This is a genomic window from Nonomuraea sp. NPDC052129, from assembly GCF_040680095.1.
Lineage (GTDB): Bacteria > Actinomycetota > Actinomycetes > Streptosporangiales > Streptosporangiaceae > Nonomuraea.
This window is the reverse complement of record NZ_JBFAVX010000006.1, coordinates 397,658-415,508: the sequence shown is the minus strand read 5'-3', so window position 1 is coordinate 415,508 and position 17,851 is coordinate 397,658. Positions and strand designations below refer to the sequence as shown.

The 17,851-nt window shown below is 68.2% G+C and carries 16 protein-coding genes, 2 rRNA genes and 1 pseudogene; 11 read left to right on the top strand and 8 right to left on the bottom strand.

Annotated features, from left to right (window positions below):
* Nucleotides 1–91: ribosomal RNA gene (locus AB0L53_RS17945) — 23S ribosomal RNA — on the top strand; the annotation flags it as partial.
* A 141-nt stretch (nt 92–232) separates the two neighbouring features.
* Nucleotides 233–349, top strand: a 5S ribosomal RNA gene (gene rrf, locus AB0L53_RS17940).
* A gap of 225 nt (nt 350–574) precedes the next feature.
* Here the strand turns inward: rrf and AB0L53_RS17935 are convergent.
* Entirely contained in the window at nt 575–1,312 is a 738-nt protein-coding gene (locus AB0L53_RS17935) for a class I SAM-dependent methyltransferase (RefSeq protein ID WP_363994555.1), read from the bottom strand.
* Nucleotides 1,313–1,482: 170 nt separating this feature from the next.
* A complete protein-coding gene (locus tag AB0L53_RS17930; RefSeq protein WP_363994552.1) occupies nt 1,483–3,399 on the bottom strand; it encodes a hypothetical protein in 1,917 nt (638 codons plus the stop codon).
* On the opposite strand from AB0L53_RS17930, the gene AB0L53_RS17925 reads away from it, so the two are divergent.
* Nucleotides 3,349–4,578 (top strand): hypothetical protein, encoded by a 1,230-nt coding sequence (locus AB0L53_RS17925; RefSeq protein ID WP_363994549.1) that lies wholly within the window; start codon nt 3,349–3,351, stop codon nt 4,576–4,578. The two genes, AB0L53_RS17930 and AB0L53_RS17925, sit on opposite strands and share 51 nt — an antisense overlap.
* Before the next feature lie 85 nt (nt 4,579–4,663).
* On the opposite strand, the gene AB0L53_RS17920 is transcribed toward AB0L53_RS17925, so the two are convergent.
* On the bottom strand, nt 4,664–5,590 hold the full coding sequence (locus AB0L53_RS17920; RefSeq protein WP_363994546.1) for an MBL fold metallo-hydrolase: 927 nt from the start codon (nt 5,588–5,590) through the stop codon (nt 4,664–4,666).
* Nucleotides 5,591–5,698: 108 nt separating this feature from the next.
* Between AB0L53_RS17920 and AB0L53_RS17915 the strand changes: the two genes are divergently transcribed.
* A complete protein-coding gene (locus AB0L53_RS17915; RefSeq protein ID WP_363994543.1) occupies nt 5,699–6,244 on the top strand; it encodes a single-stranded DNA-binding protein in 546 nt (181 codons plus the stop codon).
* Between the two features lie 307 nt (nt 6,245–6,551).
* On the opposite strand, the gene cpt is transcribed toward AB0L53_RS17915, so the two are convergent.
* The 3 genes and pseudogenes from cpt to AB0L53_RS17900 all read right to left on the bottom strand — a co-directional run.
* A complete protein-coding gene (cpt, locus tag AB0L53_RS17910) occupies nt 6,552–7,463 on the bottom strand; it encodes a chloramphenicol phosphotransferase CPT (RefSeq protein ID WP_363994540.1) in 912 nt (303 codons plus the stop codon).
* A gap of 367 nt (nt 7,464–7,830) precedes the next feature.
* Nucleotides 7,831–9,867, bottom strand: a complete 2,037-nt coding sequence (locus tag AB0L53_RS17905; RefSeq protein WP_363994586.1) for a DUF1015 family protein — start codon at nt 9,865–9,867, stop codon at nt 7,831–7,833.
* 213 nt (nt 9,868–10,080) lie between these two features.
* Nucleotides 10,081–10,269 (bottom strand): annotated as a pseudogene (locus AB0L53_RS17900) (DUF1015 family protein); the annotation flags it as partial.
* Nucleotides 10,270–10,387: 118 nt separating this feature from the next.
* Between AB0L53_RS17900 and AB0L53_RS17895 the strand changes: the two are divergent.
* Together AB0L53_RS17895 and AB0L53_RS17890 are read left to right on the top strand one after the other, a co-directional pair.
* Entirely contained in the window at nt 10,388–10,810 is a 423-nt protein-coding gene (locus tag AB0L53_RS17895) for a tetratricopeptide repeat protein (protein WP_357958326.1), read from the top strand.
* Between the two features lie 27 nt (nt 10,811–10,837).
* On the top strand, nt 10,838–11,050 hold the full coding sequence (locus AB0L53_RS17890) for a hypothetical protein (RefSeq protein ID WP_363994537.1): 213 nt from the start codon (nt 10,838–10,840) through the stop codon (nt 11,048–11,050).
* 479 nt (nt 11,051–11,529) lie between these two features.
* On the opposite strand, the gene AB0L53_RS17885 is transcribed toward AB0L53_RS17890, so the two are convergent.
* A complete protein-coding gene (locus tag AB0L53_RS17885) occupies nt 11,530–12,120 on the bottom strand; it encodes a plasmid pRiA4b ORF-3 family protein (RefSeq protein WP_363994534.1) in 591 nt (196 codons plus the stop codon).
* 524 nt (nt 12,121–12,644) lie between these two features.
* On the opposite strand from AB0L53_RS17885, the gene AB0L53_RS17880 reads away from it, so the two are divergent.
* Nucleotides 12,645–13,616 carry an HAD-IIA family hydrolase gene (locus tag AB0L53_RS17880; protein ID WP_363994532.1) on the top strand — a complete coding sequence of 324 codons (972 nt, stop codon included), beginning with the start codon at nt 12,645–12,647 and terminating at the stop codon, nt 13,614–13,616.
* Nucleotides 13,617–13,686: 70 nt separating this feature from the next.
* Here AB0L53_RS17880 and AB0L53_RS17875 read toward each other — a convergent pair whose 3' ends face one another.
* Nucleotides 13,687–14,034 (bottom strand): SCP2 sterol-binding domain-containing protein, encoded by a 348-nt coding sequence (locus tag AB0L53_RS17875; protein ID WP_363994529.1) that lies wholly within the window; start codon nt 14,032–14,034, stop codon nt 13,687–13,689.
* Between the two features lie 127 nt (nt 14,035–14,161).
* Between AB0L53_RS17875 and AB0L53_RS17870 the strand changes: the two genes are divergently transcribed.
* From AB0L53_RS17870 to recN, 4 genes are all read left to right on the top strand, one after another.
* Nucleotides 14,162–14,368, top strand: coding sequence for a hypothetical protein (locus tag AB0L53_RS17870; RefSeq protein WP_357958335.1), 207 nt, complete (start codon nt 14,162–14,164; stop codon nt 14,366–14,368).
* A complete protein-coding gene (locus AB0L53_RS17865) occupies nt 14,365–15,177 on the top strand; it encodes a TlyA family RNA methyltransferase (protein ID WP_363994527.1) in 813 nt (270 codons plus the stop codon). The genes AB0L53_RS17870 and AB0L53_RS17865 overlap by 4 nt, the downstream gene beginning before the upstream one ends.
* Nucleotides 15,174–16,073 carry an NAD kinase gene (locus AB0L53_RS17860; RefSeq protein ID WP_358540401.1) on the top strand — a complete coding sequence of 300 codons (900 nt, stop codon included), beginning with the start codon at nt 15,174–15,176 and terminating at the stop codon, nt 16,071–16,073. Before AB0L53_RS17865 ends, AB0L53_RS17860 begins: the two co-directional genes overlap by 4 nt.
* A gap of 64 nt (nt 16,074–16,137) precedes the next feature.
* Nucleotides 16,138–17,847, top strand: a complete 1,710-nt coding sequence (gene recN, locus AB0L53_RS17855; protein ID WP_363994524.1) for a DNA repair protein RecN — start codon at nt 16,138–16,140, stop codon at nt 17,845–17,847.
* Nucleotides 17,848–17,851: the final 4 nt, after the last annotated feature.

Sequence of the window (17,851 nt, the reverse complement as noted above, 5' to 3'; positions counted from 1 at the left end):
CTCCCGGTAGACGACCGGGTTGATAGGCCGGAGGTGGAAGCACGGTAACGTGTGGAGCTGACCGGTACTAATAGGCCGAGGACTTGACCACAAAGTATAATGCTGTGGTGTGTGCTGCGCTCTGTTACTCTTCGCCGGGTCCAGAGCAGCGCCACACCGCAGATCTTCTTGCTCGCGTCCACTATGCAATTCTGAGACGGCAAATACATTGTGTTTGACAGTTTCATAGAGTTACGGCGGTTATGGCGGGAAGGAAACACCCGGTTACATTCCGAACCCGGAAGTTAAGCTTCCCAGCGCCGATGGTACTGCACTCGGGAGGGTGTGGGAGAGTAGGTCACCGCCGGACAATCTTTGGTTGCAGAAAGGGCTCCACGCATGACGCGTGGGGCCCTTTTCTGCGTTACCGGCTCTGGCGCAAGCAGTAGCGGGCGCTGCTCTACGGGACGCTGCCTGTTCGCGACCAGGAGACGTACGAGTTTCGGATTGCAGTCCTGAACCGGAGTGGCCGATTCAGGACCGAGGCGACCGCACTGCCGAGCAGTCGCAGGCGCCGGATCGTACAATCAACGGCTTATCCGCGGAGAACGAAGGCGCCCCAGCCCATGTACCGCCTGCCGTACTCAAGATAAGAGTCACGTCCATGGTCCAAGAATTGCCGCAAGGCCGGCGCATCGGGGTCGTCCGGATTTTCGCGTAGCCATTTGCTCAGCGTCCACCATTGGGCGGCGACGTACCTGTCCCAGGTGTCGTGGTTCGCCAGGACCATTTCCACCAACTCATAGCCGGCGTCTTCGATGAGCTTGGCCGTACCGGACAGCGAAGCGAAAGAATCTTTCGGCACTTGGAGCGATGCACAGGCTACGGGCGATGGCGGAGTGATCCAGTAGCAGTCGCCGACCAGGGCGAGTCCGCCAGGGCGGAGTAGGCGGCGTATGAGCGTGAGAGTGCCGGCGAGGCCGCCGCCGATCCACGTGGCGCCCATGCACGAGACGATGTCGTACGAGTGCGGTTCGTCCTCATAGGTCCCGGCGTCCGCCTCGATGAAGCGTACGTGGTCGGCCACATCGAGCTCGTCCGCGCGATCTTTGGCGGCGGTGAGAAAGACCTTGCTGATGTCCACGCCCACCCCGTACGAGCCGTAACGGGCGGCCCATTGGGTGAGCATTTCCCCCTTCCCACAGGCGAGATCCAGATGGCGCGCGCCAGGTGTGATGCGGCAGATTTCGCCGAGGAGTCGCAATTTTTCGTCAGTGATGGGGTTCAGAATGCGGTGCTGGGACTCGGCGATCTCATGGAAGCGGAGTGACATGTCGAGCAGTTTTCCCGAAGTGGTCAATCACCGCGACCGAATATGCGGGCCGGGCCAGGCTCGGTGACATGCTGCGGCTTGCTAGGCTGGTGGTACCGGGCCATCCCACCGCGGGTGGCCTTCGTCGCGTAAGGCCCGAAAATCGGGCGGCGACCTGCCACGGCGGACCGTCATGTGACGCACGGGTCTGCTGAGTGAGCCAACGAAATGGACCAGAAGTGAACAGTGATAACGGATCGGACGGCGGACAGCGCGAACGGGGCGACGCCGGAGACAAGCGTCCCCAGGGCGGCGACAGGAGCGGCGGGTATGGCTCCCGCGGGCGCGACCAGCGCGACTCCAGGGGCGACCGTCCGTTCCGTTCCGACGACAGGCCGCGCTCCGGCGACCGAGAGCCACGACGCGACGGCGGCGACCGAGGGGCGTCGCGGGATCGCGGATACGGCGAGCGTTCCGGCTACCAGGGGCGCGGCGACCGGGGCACCGGCCGCGACGGCGGAGGATATCGCGGCCCGCGTCGTGAGGGTGCGTCCGGTGATGACCGGGGGCCTCGTCGCGAAGGCGGGTTCGGTAGTGACCGCGGCCCCCGCCGCGAAGGTGGTTACGGCGGTCCGCGCCGTGAAGGCGGGTTCAGCGGTGACCGCCGTGAAGGCGGTTATGGTGGCGGCCCGCGCCGTGAGGGCGGATTCAGTGGCGATCGTGGCCCGCGTGGCGAGGGGGGTTACCGCGGCGGCGACCGGGGTCCGCGTCGCGAAGGTGGCTTCCGTGATGACCGGGGCGGACGCGGTGGCGATGACCGACGTCCCTTCCGTGACCGTGACGACCGTGGCCCGCGTCGTGACGCCGGCTCCGGCGATGACCGTGGCCCTCGCCGTGAGGGTGGTTACGCTGGTCCGCGCCGTGAAGGTGGTTACGGTGGCGGGCCGCGCCGTGAGGGCGGGTTCGGTGGCGATCGTGGCCCGCGTGGCGAGGGGGGTTACCGCGGCGGCGACCGGGGTCCGCGTCGCGAAGGTGGATACGGTGGCCCGCGCCGTGAGGGTGGCTTCCGGGACCGTGATGATCACCGGTCGGGTGGGTTTCGTGATGATCGGGGTCCGCGTTCTGAGGGTGGCGACGATCGTCGTTCCTTCCGGGATCGTGATGACCGTGGCCCCCGTCGTGAGGGTGGTTACGGCGGTCCGCGTCGTGAGGGCGGATACAGCGGCCCCCGTCGCGAGGGCGGTTTCCGCGACCGTGACGGCGGCGGGGATCGTCGTGGTTTCCGTGACCGTGATGACCAACGCCCGGGTGGGTTCCGCAGCGACCGGGGTCCGCGTCCCGAGGGCGGCAGTGACCGAGGTCCCCGCCGTGAGGGCGGCTTTGACCGGGGTTCGCGTGGCGGCGACGACCGCCGTCCGTTCCGGGACCGCGACGATCGTGGCCCCCGTCGCGAGGGTGGTTACAGCGGCCCGCCCCGTGAAGGTGGGTTCCGCGACGACCGCGGTTCGCGTCCTGGGGGTGGCGACGATCGTCGTTCGTACCGGGATCGTGATGACCGTGGCCCTCGTCGCGAGGGTGGTTACGGTGGTCCGCGCCGCGAGGGTGGCTTCCGTGACGATCGGGGTCCCCGGCGCGAGGGTGGCTTCCGCGACCGTGACGATCATCGGCCGGGTGGGTTCCGTGAGCGTTCTGAGGGTGGCGACGATCGTCGTTCCTTCCGGGATCGTGATGACCGTGGCCCTCGTCGCGAGGGCGGTTACAGCGGTCCGCGCCGCGAGGGTGGCTCCCGTGACGATCGGGGTCCCCGTGAGAGTGGTTACCACGACGACCGGGGCCCGCGTGGCGATGACCGTTCCCGCCCGTTCTCGCGCGATTCTCGTGACGACCGGGCGTCCAGCGGCACCCGTGCCAGGTTCGGCCGTCCCGAGGACGACGCTCCGAAGCGCGAGCCGCTGCCTGAGGTCGCGCCCGACATCACCGCCGAAGAGCTCGACAAGGAAGTACGCGACGAGCTGCGCTCCCTCCCCGGCGACCTCGCCGAGCTGGTGGGCAGGCACATGGTCGCCGCCGAGCGTGCGCTGGAGGAGGACGACCCCGATCAGGCTCACGAGCACACCAAGGTGGCCCGCAGGTTCGCGGCCCGCATCGGTGTTGTACGTGAGGCGGCGGGAATCGTCGCCTACCGGGCTGGGCACTTCTCCGAGGCCCTCAGCGACCTGCGCGCGGCGAGGCGGATGACCGGTTCGGACGCCTACCTCGCGGTCATGGCCGACTGCGAACGCGGCCTCGGCCGTCCGGAACGCGCCCTCGACCTGGTCCGCTCGCCCGAAGCCGAACGCCTCGACAGGGCGGGACGCATCGAGCTCTCCATCGTCGAGTCGGGCGCCCGCCGCGACCTGGGCCAGAACGACGCCGCCGTAATCACCCTGCAACGCCTGCCCGAGCTGCGCGACCCGCAGGCGAAGCCCTGGTCGGCTCGTCTCGCGTTCGCGTACGCCGACGCGCTGGCCGACGCGGGTCATCAGGAGGCCGCGACCGACTGGTTCGCCAAGGCGATGGCCTTCGACGAGGACGGTGAGACGGATGCCGCCGAACGGTACGCCGAGCTGACGGGTGCCGTCATCGAGGACGTCGAAGAAGACTTCGACGACTACGAGGACGACTCCGACGACGCGGGTACGGCCGGCCAGGCCGACGCCATGATCGAGGTGGACGAGGACGTCGACGAGGACGCGGCCCTCGCTGAGGCAGACGACCTTCTCGACGGCTCCGAGCCCACCGACGATCAGGCTGCGGAAGCCGAGCCGGTGGACCAGGAGGATGAGCCGGTCGGCCGGCAGGATGCCGATGATGAGCAGGACGGCGCCGCGGACCGGCAGGGCGCCATCCGTGAGCAGGACGGCTCTGCCGACCGGGAGGACGCCGACGACGAGCAGGACGGGCCTGCCGGCGCGGCGGAATCCACTCCTGAGCAGGCGGAATCCGCTTCCGAGCAGGAGGCCGCCGAGTCCGGCGACCTCCGGGACGGTTCGGCGAACGCCTCGAAGGACGTCCCGAAGGACGCCTCAAAGGACGCTTCGAAGGACACCGAGCCCGACGAGCTGCTGGACGACGACTCCGGCACGGCAGAGTCGAGCGTCCCGGAGTCCAAGGCCCTTGCGGTTGAGACCCCGATGGCGCTAGGCATCACTCCGGCGTTCATCGAGCCCAACTTCGGCGACATCCTGGACCAGCCCGACGAACCAGCCGAGGACGCCGCTAAGCGCGACTCCAAGCGCGAAGACTGACGTCCTGCTCCGCCGTACACCTTCCACGGTGTACGGCGGAGTTCTGGTACGGCATTTCGTACCGACAGTTGTTTCGTATCAGAAGTCAGGGTGAGACGCGGTCGAGCCAGTGGTAGATGCCCGCGACGTTAGACGGAGCGCCACTCAGGAGCTCGAACTGCTCCGCTGTGTCATCGTCCGCCTTGAGCGCTTGATACCGTTCCATGGTCCGGTCCCTGACCATGGCGACGGCGTGGTCGAGGTCGAGGCCCTCCGTGTGTACCTGGCGGGTGAGATCGACCCAGACGCGAAGTTCCTCCGCAGAGCGTCCGAGCGTCTCCTGTACGGCGCCGACCGGTCCGTAGTGGCTGAACAGCAGTCGCTGCGGGCCGAGTGCCTTGAACAGCGAGATCGAGTTGAGCGCGGTCTCCAGGTCGAAGTCCGGAGGCGGGGTGGCCGGGCGCAGGTCCCCGGTCTGAGGCAGGTACACGCCGGCGGCGTCGCCTACGTACAGATCGCCAGTGGCGGAATCGATGAGACCCACATGGTGCTTGGCGTGGCCGGGGGAGTAGTGGCTGTTCAGTGTCCTTCCGTTGCCCAGGTCGATGGATCCGGTGTCGCCGAGTGCGACGATGCGGTGGGCCTCGGTTGGCGATAGTTCACCAAATAGCGTGTCAAGGCGGTCACCCCACACCATCCTCGCGCTGGCCATCAATCTGGACGGATCGGCCAGGTGCCTGGCTCCCTTCTCATGCACCACGATCTGGGCGGACGGGAAGTACCTCGCCATGTCCCCAGCGCCGCCGGCGTGATCTAGATGGATGTGCGTGACCACGACCGTGGCAAGGTCCTCAGGGCCCACGCCGAGCGAGGCGAGTGCGTCACGGACCACGGGCGCCGAGGTCGAGGTGCCGGTCTCGACCAGGCATGGGCGGTCACCCAGGATCAGATATCCAGCCGTGATGCCCGAATAGCCGGCCATCTTCGTATCGATCTCATAGACGTCGCCGCCCAGGGCGGTGATGTTGTCCACAGTCACTCCTGATCCGCTGCCGTTATCCCCAGAATGGCGTTCGAGCCGATCCGGCGTACCCCTCATCGTAAAGAGTGATCTCACCAGAACCCCGATGGGAGGACGACAGTGGACCGCAACGAGGTCGTACTGGTGGGAAGGCTGTCCGCGACGCCAGAGGAAAAACCCCTGCCGAGCGGCGACATCCTCACGAAATGGCGCCTGATCGTGCGCCGCCCGGAAAACAGACACGGCCAAACGATGACGGACAGCGTGCCATGCGCGACCTTCGATCCCGAGGCGGCCGCCTTCGTCCGCAACCTCAGACCCCGCGACACCATGGAGATCAAGGGCGCCTTCCGCTGCCACGTCTACGGCCCGACCGCCGCCAAGATCTGGCGCTACGAAGTCGAGGTCACGATGGCGAAGGCAGCCCCACCTGATCCAGCTGACCAGCCACGGCCGTCCCGACCGCGCCGAAAGCCTTTCCCACTCGCACAGAGCCGACGGCTCGGAAACGACCCGGAACCTCCGGACGCTCAGGAGTGCCGTCGAGGCCCGGCCCCTCCCCCAACCCCAAAGCCATCCGGAAACGCGATGACCCAGGACAAGCACGACATCCTCCCGTCCATCCCCTCGCCACGCTCAGCCCCGGACCTGGCCCCGACCGGCTAGCTCGCTATTCGGGCGTGGCACCCCGTGGAAGTGTCCGGCGATCGCCGGACGATCGACGGCGGGGGCCCGGGGGTCAGTGACAGGGGAGCGCGCCCATCCGCACCGTTCCTACAGGTAGTCGCCCTGCTCACCACCTGCGCCCTGCTCGCGACCCGCGCACTGCTCGCCACCAGTGTGCTGAGGACATCCCGCAGGCTGGTGTAGTTGCCTTAGCCACTCGGCCCTATTCATCCCTGGTAGAAGCCATACAGCGAGATCGTGGATCCATCACTCAGTGGGACGTCACCCCCGCCCCTCGACCGCACTGTCAGGTTCGCTGGACAGCCCCTGCCACGTTGCCGGGACTGTCCAGCGACGGCTGGAAGTCATGCTGGGCGTGGCCCATCATGGCTGCGGCTGCGGAATAGCTCCTGTCGGCTGAGCGACCGTCGATCGGTGGACATTCCCCGTTGCCGCGCGGGTAGCTCGCGGCCCTCCGGAACGATGGGATTTCTGATGATCTTCGCGATGGCATCGAGCGGGCAACGCCCAATGGTGGGTCAACGATCTCGTTGTGTGTTTTCCTACGTGGGCAAACACGGCTGAGCGGGTGAGAAGCTACACCGCTCTGCGGGACGTCATCGCGGCAACCGCCTACGCTCGCGACGACGCCATGGACCTTCAAGCTGGGGACGAATTCCACCACGTGGTGGGAGGTCATCTTGCGGTGGGTAACCATCAGCGATTCGGTACGCGCGGTGTCCACTTCCAGGTCATAGACCATACGGTCGTGTACCGCCTCCGCCTGGGCCACGGCCATGCCCGGGATGCGGTCTCCCCGAGCCCGCTCGCGCTCGGCGGCGACCGCGCTGTCACACCTGACGCCGACCCACAGGACGTCGAGCCCGCCAAGAACTCTCTGCCACTGCTGCTGGGACTCCGTGCCCCTGAGAAGGACGTCATCGATGATGACCCGGGCTCCGGCACGGACCATCGTGGCGATGCCTTCCCGCCACGCCGCCTGCAGTTGCAGGAACTCCGGCCCGACGGTCATGCCTCCGTCGGAGGCGATCTTAAGTCCCGTGTCCGATGTCATCATGGATTCGGGCATCGCCTGGATCATCGAGTCGACACCCCCGATGGCAAGCCAGGGCTGCGGCAGTATGGCCTGCAGGTTCCGGACGATCGAGGACTTGCCGGCGCTGGATCCGCCATTGAGCACGATCACCTGCGTTGTCACGGCGTACACAGTAGGGGCGCCGCCTTAAAGAAGTGAAACCATTTTCGGCCGACGCTGCCCTGCCGCTGCGACCCGGTGAACGTTTCCGGGCACTGCACCAGCCGGACCGTTGCGTCGCCGATCAGCAGCGGCAGACCAGGACGGAGCAGTCTGCCCTGGCCGCTACGCCATTTCTCGTACTTGCAGCCTGCGCTCAGAGGGGCGCTCTGAAGCCTCTTCACAGCGCCGGGTGGTGTCCCATCCAGTGGTAGATCAACGATCTCGTTGTGCGTTTCCTACGTGGGCGACAGGGCTGAGCGGATGTGGAGCTACACCACTCTGCGGGACGTCATCCAGTGCTGCTGGAGGTCCAGATCGATGTCCCGCCTCAACCGGTGGCGAAGGTACGGAGGACGAGGCCCGTAATGGGCTTAGGGCCGAAGGAGGTTGATTTGCGAGGCACGCGCTCGCCCCCCGCCGCGATGGCCAGCACGTCGTCGACGGCTAGCGGCTTCAGAATCACGGCGGTGCCGCCCGTATCGAGAGCCAACTGCAGGGCGGCCTCCGGGTCATGATGCACGATCCGTACGGCCTGCTGATCGTCCTGCATGCCCCACACCTTGGGCAGGACGAACTCACTCAGTACGGAGATGTTCAGCGAGTTCCACCGATCGGAGCGGTCCGCAGGCATGGCACGGGAGAGCTGGACCGGATCAGGGTTGGTGAGCAGGTGGCAGCCACCTTCACCGGCGAGCAGAAATGCGGGCTCCCCTGCGGCCTGAAGCGCGGCCAGGCCATGGTCGAGGGTGGCATGATCGTGGACACGCCAAGACCCCTTGGCCTTGGCCGCCGCCTCGGTCAGGGGCAGGCCGGGGATGACGCGGTGAATGGCCTTGAGATCGGGCGGGTACGCGGTCGAATCGACGAGCAACGCCAGCCCGAAGTCCCATGGACCCAAGGTGGGCTGTCCCTGCTCGCCGCCACGCGCATGCTGCCCCGTGGGCTGCTGCGCTCCGGGGGCTGATGCGGTGGCGGGCCCTGGCACCTGGCCTGGTTCGCCGTCGTTTGCTGGGCCCTGAGCTGGTGTCGGGTCGGTTGCTGGATCCTGAGGGGGTGTCGTGTTGGTCGCTGGACCCTGAGGGGAGGCGGCATTGGGCGTTGAATCCTGAACGGGTGTGACAGGGGGCGCTGACGGCTGGGCCGATGCGACGGAAGGCTGAGCGCCGTGGGGTGGCGCGGGTGTTGGCTCTGCTTGAGCGTTGAGGTGCGGTTGTGTGTTCAGCGGCGAGGTGAGCGGAGGCTGTGGGGTGGTGGATACCGGTGTTGTCGGAGCGGGCCATGAGGTGGAGGTGGGGACCTGGCTGGCACGGGCCGCGTGCTCCTGGCGTTGGAGGACCCGGTATGTCGCGTACCTGTGGTGGCCGTCGGCGATGAGAGCTTGGCGGTTTCGGAGGTCGACGTTGACGGCGTCGATCTCGGCCGGATCCGTGATCGCCCAGAGGCGGTGGCGGAGACCGTCCTGCGTATCAGCCGTCACCAGAGGCGGGCGTGTCGACGCCACATGATCCACCAGGAGGGTTGCCGTGCCTTGGCCGCCGTCGTAGAGGAGGAAAATGGGTTCGAGGTTGGCCTGGGTGGTGCTCATGAGGGCGAGCCGGTCGGCGACGGGTCCGGGGAAGATGTCCTCGTGGGGGAGGATGATGCGTCGGGCCGGGTCCGCCAGGGCCACATCGCCGATGAGGCCGCGCTGTAGGACGCCCGGTCCGTGCTGTTCGTACACATATAGAGCCGGTTGCTCGTCAGCGACCAGCACCTTTGCGTCCAGCCAGGCGAGGAGGGTGTCACGGGCTTCGCAATAGCGCTCGTTCGCTGATTGTTCGGGTATGTCGGCAGATGGCTGGACCGCTGCATCCCCATGTGCCGCACCCTGGCGCTCATCGCCGGGTCGTATGTCGTTGGGTTGTTTGTCACTGTCAGCGGGCCGCTCGTCATGGGACCGTTCGTACTGTTCGGAACGAGGCTGCTCGTCCCCCTGCTCGGAACGAGGCTGTTCGTGCCCGGGCTGCCGGTCTTTGGGGTGCTTGCCCGTGGGCTGCTCGTCCACGGATTGTTCGCCCCTGAGGTGTTTGTCACTGAGCTGCTCGCTCTCGGGCCGCTCGTCATCAGGCCGCCTGCCGCCGGGGTGGTCGTCGTGGAGCTGTTCGGCGGTTTTTTCCGGAGGGATGTTGTGTCGGCTGACGGCTGCGTTGTCGCGTGTTCCGGCGGGGTGGTGACCGATCGGGGCCGGAGATGTGTCGCTGTCGTGATCGCTGGCTGCGATTTCGGCGTCGTGCTTGTGGGCGCTGATGGAGCCGTGGGGTTGGGGGATGCTGACGGCCGTGTCGGGTGCGCTCTTATCGTCAGGTGCGCTCGGACGGGTGCTCACCGCTGGGCCCAGCCCGGGGCTCACCGCTGTGGCAGCGGGTTGTTCGTCGGCTGTCGTCGCAGCGGGGGCGGCGTGGTGGGAGGCGGCGCTGGGCGTCGTGCTGTGGTGGGAGGTGACGCCAGGCGTCGTGCTGTGGTGGGGGGCGGCACTGGGGGGCGTGTTGTGGTGGGGGGAGTCGGGAGCGGGTGGGTGTCCTTCGGGGGACTGGGGTGGCGATGAGCAGGGAAGGATGAGGCGGACGACGTTGTTGGGATGGGAATCCAGGAGGGCGCGTACGTCACCCTCAGCGATCAGGTCGTACGGCGGGGAGGTCACCTTGGCGGGATCGTCGACCGTGAAGCGGACGCCGCGGAAGGGGCGTAGGAGCAGTCCATCAGGCACCGGCAGTTCAGGATTCCCCATACCGGGCATGCTCCCATAAGTGTCCGGGTCTTCCGAAAGTCGCCCCCAATCTCCCAACGCTCCTGATTCCGCGGCGAATTCAACGGAACCCTCTCGGCCGATGAAGGAGGCCTCACGCATGGTCCAAGGTAGAAACGTGCACGATGAATCCCCTGGGGCTCCGGGGGGTGGCGTTTACGACTGGTATCAGCGCGGGGTGAAGCTTTTGAAAGAGGGCAGTCCGGCGGCTGCTGCCGCTCTGCTCGAGCGTGCCGCTGCTGCGGAGCCCGATTCGCGCAGCATCAGGGAGGCTCTTGCGCGAGCGCAGTTCAATTCGCGGCAGTACGCGGAGGCTGCGGCGAGCTTCCGCCAGATCGTCGACGCCAATCCGACTGAGGATTACGCCTATTTCGGGCTTGGGTTATCGCTGTGGCGAACAGGCGACATTGAAGGGGCCCAGGAACCCCTTGCGATCGCTGTGGCCATGCGGCCGGATGAGCGTCACTACGTGTCCGCGCTGAAGAGCGTCCGCGCCACTCTGCGGGCTCGGCGTGAGATGTAGACGATAGACAGGAGGCCGGCCGAGGCGGTGTCGGTCGGCGCTCGCACCCGGTTGCGCCCTGGAGAGGGCGACAAGCCGCACGACAGGCTCACGGTTCAGGTCGCCTCGGTGCTCGACGACGGTGTCGTCCTGCTGCGGGCCGCCGATTTCGGAGCCGCCATCTCCTACCACCGGCAGCAGCTCACGGGGGCCGCGCCCTACGACCGTCCATCGCTGAGCGATTGGCAGCACTTCGCGTAGGCGCTCCGCGTCAATGGTGAGCTGGAGGAAGCCGTCCGGCGCGCGGCGGGCGGGCGCGCGGGACGCCATCCGGCGCTGTCGGGAGGCGCTGGGCGTCGCGGCGAGGTACCTGCGGAGCCAACGCCCGTCTGCTCGTGTCGCGTCTGCTCGTGTCGCGCCCGGGGGCGTGGTCATGCTGGAGATCCGTGCCGGGCTTGGCGAGAGTCTCCATATGCTCGGTCGGCTGGCCGAAGCCGAGGCTGAGCACCGTGAGGCGTCGATGGGTACGGGCTCTCCTTCAGGCCCGACCATCCGGATGCGCTCGTCCAGCGTGAGCGGCCGGCGGATCTGCTCTATGCCCAGGGCGAGTTCGGCGAATGCTGGGCCTTGCTGAACAGCCACGACGGGTCAGATCCGGACGAACGCCGGAGCGTCTGATCTGCTTCGGTGCTGCGTGTTGATCGTGCGAATGCTTCGATTTCGTTGGAGATGGCGGGTGGTCAGTCCTTGGTGAGGACGATCGCCAGGCCGGAGAGTACGTCGTTGATCTTGTTGGCGTCGAAGCTGGCCGGGTTGAATTGGTCGGCTGAGTCGAGGCCGAGCCATTCCAGGCGCTCCTGGTGTTCGTCGTGGGTGGGATCGGCGAGGATTTCGAGGAGATATTCGTAGCCCCAGACGCCGCCGGAGTCCTCGGGTGGTCCCGCGCGGCGTCCGGTCAGGCAGTGTGGATAGGCTGTGCCGGGTTCGGCGTCGGTGATGGCTTCGACCAGGATGTCGTGTTCCCAGTCGTCGCCGAAGTCGTAGGTGTAGCGGAGCCGGTCATTGGCCTGAGGGGCGACCTGGTCGAGTCGGGTGGAGGCCGCGCTGCGGATCTCCAGCTCGCGGTCGGTGTCGCCGAAGCGGCCGGTTGCGGTGTCGAAGACCCACATGTGGTAGTTCTGCCAGCCGAAGGACGCCTGGATGACGTCGTGCAGGTGCCGCAGCGTACTGTCCGAGGCGACCTCCAACCGGCGCCAGACCGGTGGTCGGGAACCGCGCAAGGTGACCTTGATCGTGTGAACTGTCTGCTTCGCGCTGGGGGTGTTCGTCACAGCGATTATTCTGCCGCGCGGCTGGGTTCGGCGTGGGTAGTGGGCTTAACTAGGCTGCTTGTGGACGGCTCTGAAATGGCATATTTGGGGTATTTAGCTCGTTCGGTCGCATGGGGCGCCGGCATTGGCGTTGCTGTGCGAGATCAAATCGCTGTGCGGTGTGTGGAAAGTGGACCTGACATTACGGGCGGGCTGCTTTCAGGTGGCCGATTCGTGGCATCCATCTACCCGAATCCGTGCGCGACTCTCGGCCTCCGTCCACCCCATGCGCCGCTTTCGCCCCCTGTGTCACTTTCGCCCTGCATGCCACCCCTGCCCCGTACGCCGCGTGCGCGGCCAGCCGTGCCGTGCATCGCCTCCTCGGCCTTCACCGCGTGCGTCGCGGGGCTGAGGTCGCCGAGCAGATCGGTGGGTTCTGGGAGGTTGACGGGGGAATCTGTGGACAGGGTCAGCCCTTCTCCAGATGAGTACGAAGGCGACGCTAAAGTCTCACGCGGTGTGACAAGTCAACGGGAAGAGGCGCAGTGCTGATCGACGGCTATGACACCCTGCTGCTCGACCTCGACGGGGTCGTCTATCTGGGCGCCCACGCGGTTCCCCATGCGGTCGAGTCGCTGGAGGAGGCGCGGGGCAGGAGTACGCGGCTGGCGTACGTCACCAACAACGCCTCACGCACCCCCGCCGCCATCGCCGCGCACCTGCGCGAGCTTGGCCTTTCCGCCAGGGCAGAAGACGTAGTGACCTCGGCGCAGGCCGCCGCCCGGCTGGTGGCCGAGCGGGTGCCGGCCGGTTCCCCTGTGCTCGTGGTGGGCGGTTCCGGGCTGCGGCTGGCCGTACGGGATCAAGGACTGAGGCCCGTCACCACGGCGGCGGACGCGCCGGTCGCGGTCGTGCAGGGCATGGCGCTCGGTCTCGCGTACGGGCTGCTGGCGGAAGGCGCGCTGGCCGTACGGCAGGGCGCGTTGTTCGTGGCCGCCAACAGGGACAGCACGCTGCCGACGCGGCGGGGTGAGCTGCCCGGCAACGGGGCGATGGCGCGGGTGATCGCCACCGCGACCGGGGTGGAGCCGGTGTTCGCGGGCAAGCCGGATCCGCCGCTGCATCGGGAGTCGATGATCCGTACGGAGGCGAAGCGGCCGCTCGTGGTGGGCGACCGTCTCGACACCGACATCGAGGGCGCCGTCAACGCGGGCGTCGACGGACTGCTGGTGCTCACCGGGGTCGCCACGCCGCTCGACGTGCTCACGGCTTCTCCTCAGCAGCGGCCGACGTACGTGGCCGAGGATCTGTCCGCGCTGCTGCGGCCCTATCCGGAGGTACGGCAGGGCGTCTGCGGGGGATGGCGGGCCCAGTGGGTCGACGGAGTGCTCACGCTGGAGGGTGACGGCAGCCGCGTCGACGGGTTGAGGGCCGCCTGTGACGCGGCCTGGACATATGCGGGCGAAAGCCGGGCCGAGGAGGACGCGGTCAAACCGGTGCTGGATCGGATCGGCTGAGCCGGACGCGCTGCCCTCCTGACTGTGCGGCCTCACTGATGGGGCCCAGCGGCCGGCAGCGAGTGGAGGATCAGAGGAGGCGGCGTAGGCGGAGCAGGTCGCCGAAGCTGGCGTCGATCCGTACCCGGCCGCCGAGCAACGCGCGCGCCAGATCGAGCTCCCCGTCCACAAGGGCGATCAGGTCGTCGCTGGCGATCGTCAGCTTCACATCGGCCGACCTGCCGTTCGAGGGCGGCTCTTCACTGAACGGGTCCAGTCCGTCAGGATGCAGCCGGCCGTAGAAGATCAAGTCGAGGTCGGAGATCCGGCAGCTCACCGTACGCTCGACCACGTGCTTGGCCCGGTCCTCCTCGCCGATCTCGTCGAACTGGTCGACGAGCTTGGCCAGTGCCGCCCGGCACTCCTCGACGCTTGCCATGTCGGGATCCTTTCTTCCATTTCAGGACGGTAGCGTTCCACATCAGTGGCACCCCCGTGTGACCCTTCAACGTGTGACACACCTGCCAAGGTGCCGGGTGCTCGCATGAGGCGTTACGGTCGTTGTCATGAGTGAGGTACCGGAGGAGACCGGCGACGAGCGAGTCGACGCGGTCCTCGCCGGTCTCGGTGACCTGGCCGGGCGGCCGGTGGGTGAGCACGTCGCGGTGTTCGACGAGGCGTTCTCCGGGCTCGAGGCCGCGCTGGGGGCCGTGGACGGCCAGGTGGATGGGCAAGTGAACGGCCAGGTGGACGGCCGGACGGGCGACCGGTGAGCCGACGCATCCGGCTGGACAGCGAGCTGGTGCGGCGCGGCCTCGCCAGGTCGCGTGAGCAGGCCGGCCAGCTCATCGAAGCCGGCCGGGTCACGGTCGGCGGACGGCGGGCCGGCAAGGCGGCGACCCAGGTCGACACCGCCTCGGCCATCGTCGTGGCCGAGTCCGCCGACGGTCCCGACTACGTCTCGCGCGGCTCGCACAAGCTGCTCGGTGCGATCGAGGCGTTCGGCGCGCTGGAGATCCGGGGCCGCCGCTGCCTCGACGCGGGGGCGTCCACGGGCGGGTTCACCGACGTGCTGCTGCGGCACGGCGCCGAACGCGTGCTGGCCGTCGACGTCGGTTACGGCCAGCTCGCCTGGTCGTTGCGGACCGACGACCGGGTGACCGTGATGGAGCGCGTCAACGTACGTGATCTCACCCCGGATCTGGTCGGTGAGCCCCCTTCGCTGATCGTAGGCGATCTGTCGTTCATCTCGCTGCGGCTGGTGCTGCCCGCGCTGGCCTCGGTGGCCGCCGCTCAGGCAGACTTCGTGCTGCTGGTCAAGCCGCAGTTCGAGGTGGGCAAGGACCTGGTGGGTGCCGGTGGCGTGGTGCGAGACCCGGTGTTGCGGGCGGGCGCGGTGCGACAGGCCGCGGCCAAGGCGCACGAGCTCGGCCTGGTGGTGCGCGGCGTGACCGCGAGCCCGCTGCCAGGTCCGTCGGGAAATGTGGAGTATCTGCTCTGGCTGGGCAAGGGGGAGGGCGAGCCGCCGGTCGCCGACCTCGAAGCCGAGATCGAGCGGGCCGTCGCGGAAGGGCCACAATGAACCGTACTGTGCTGGTCACCGTGCACACAGGGCGGGAGGCCGCGGTCGACAGCGCCCGCCTGGTCATCGACCGCCTGGTCACGGCCGGGATCCGGGTCAGGGTGCTCGATGTGGAGGCCGACGACATCGGCTGCCGCGGCGCCGAAGTGGTGCCCTGCGATCCCGGTGCCGCCAAGGACGCGGAGATGCTGATCGTGCTCGGCGGCGACGGCTCGCTGCTGCGCTCGGCCGACCTGGCCAGGCCCACCGGCACCCCGCTGCTCGGCGTCAACCTCGGGCACGTCGGCTTCCTGGCCGAGGCCGAGGTCGCCGACCTGAAGTCGGCGGTCGACAGTGTGGTCGCGGGCCGCTACGACGTCGAGGAACGCATGACGATCGACATTCTGGCCAGACAGAACGGCCAGGTGCTCGCCGACACGTGGGCGCTCAACGAGGCCAGCGTGGAGAAGGGCGAGCGCATGCTGGAGGTGGTCGCCGAGATCGACGGGCGGCCGCTGTCCCGCTGGGGCTGCGACGGCGTGATCTGCGCGACCCCGACCGGCTCGACCGCCTATGCCTTCTCCGCCGGGGGTCCCGTCGTGTGGCCGGAGGTCGAGGCGCTGCTGATGGTGCCGATCAGCGCGCACGCTCTGTTCGCCAGGCCGATGGTGATCTCGCCGCGGTCCACGCTCGCCGTCGAGATCCTGCCCGACACGCCCGGCGGCGTCCTCTGGTGCGACGGGCGGCGCCGCTTCGACCTGCCGTCCGGCAGCCGGGTGGAGGTACGCCGCGGCTCCCAGCCGGTACGACTGGCCCGGCTGCACGGGGTGGAGAGCACCGGCGCCCCCTTCACCGACAGGTTGGTCGCCAAGTTCGAACTACCCGTCCAGGGCTGGCGCGGAAGGGTGCGTCCCTGACTCAATTACAGGTGCAGCGCGTACAGTTAGATCGCACAAGCGTTCGGAGCGACGGGAGTGGGCAGTGCGACCAAGGGTCGAGGAGGTCCGCATCCAGGGGCTCGGCGTCATCGACGAGGCTGTTCTGGAGCTTTCGCCAGGCTTCAACGTGGTCACCGGCGAAACCGGTGCCGGCAAGACGATGGTCGTCACCGGGCTCGGGTTGCTGTTCGGCGGCCGGGCCGACCCTTCCCGCATCCGGCCGGGCACCGACAAGGCCACCATCGAGGGCACGCTGGTCATCGAAGCCGGCGGCCGCGTCTCCCAGCAGGTCGAGGACATCGGCGGTGAGATCGAGGACGGCGAGCTCATCATCTCCCGCACCGTCTCGGCCGAGGGCCGGTCGCGGGCCTGGCTCGGCGGCCGGACGGTGCCGGTCGGCACGCTGACCTACCTGGCCGACGACCTGGTCGCCGTCCATGGGCAGATGGACCAGCAGCGCCTCCTGCAGCCGGCCAAGCAGCGGGCCGCCCTCGACCGCTATGCCGGTGACGATCTGGTCAAGCCGCTGCGCGCCTACTCGCAGGCGTACAAACGGCACAAGCAGGTGGGGGCGCTGCTCGACGAGCTCACCACCAGGGCGCGTGAGCGCGCTCAGGAGGCCGACCGGCTGCGGTTCGGCCTGGAGGAGATCGAGAAGGTCGAGCCGAAGGCCGGTGAGGACGTCGAGCTGCGCGGCGAGGAGGAGCGGCTCTCGCACGCCGACGCGCTGCGCGGTGCCGCGACGAGCGCGCACACGGCGCTGCTCGGCGACCCGATGGAGGCCGCGAGCGGTTCGCGCGACGTGATCTCCCTGCTGGGTGAGGCCCGCTCGGCCGTCGAGGCGGTGCGCGACTACGACACGCAGCTCGCCGGGGTGGCTGACCGGCTGGCAGAGGCCGGCTACCTCATCTCCGACGTCGCCACCGACCTGGCCGCGTACGCCGAGTCGATCGAGGCCGACCCCGCGCGGCTCGCCGCCGTGCAGGACCGCCGGGCCCTTCTGTCCGGACTGGTCCGGAAATATGCTGAAGACAGCGCCGGTGTCCTGCAGTGGGCTCAGGAGGCGTCCGCCCGGCTGGTCGAGCTGGAGGGCGATGACGAGCGCATCGACGAGCTGACCCGCGAGCACGACGAGCTGACCGCCCGGCTCACCGAGCTGGCCGCTGAGCTGACCCGGGTGCGCGAGGGCGCCGCCGAGCGGTTCGGCCAGGCCGTCACCGACGAGCTGACCGCGCTGGCCATGCCGCACGCCAGGGTCATCGTCCAGCTCACCCAGGTCGCGGACTTCGGCCCCGAAGGCGTCGACGAGGTCGAGCTGCGCATGGCCGCCCACCCCGCCGCGCCGCCGCTCCCGCTGAACAAGGGCGCGTCCGGCGGCGAGCTGAGTCGCGTCATGCTGGCGATCGAGGTGGTGTTCGCGGGCGCCGATCCGGTGCCGACGTTCGTGTTCGACGAGGTCGACGCGGGGGTGGGCGGCAAGGCCGCGGTCGAGATCGGGCGCCGCCTCGCCAGGCTGGCACGGACTGCCCAGGTCATCGTCGTCACCCACCTGCCGCAGGTGGCCGCGTTCGCCGACCAGCATCTGGTGGTCGAGAAGGCCAGTGACGGCAGTGTCGTACGCAGTGGCGTCCTCACCCTCAACCACGAAGGCCGGGTACGCGAGCTCTCCCGCATGCTGGCGGGGTTGGAAGACTCCGAGCTGGGCAGAGCACACGCCGAAGAACTCCTCGGGCTAGCGGCCGCCGATCGGTGATCCT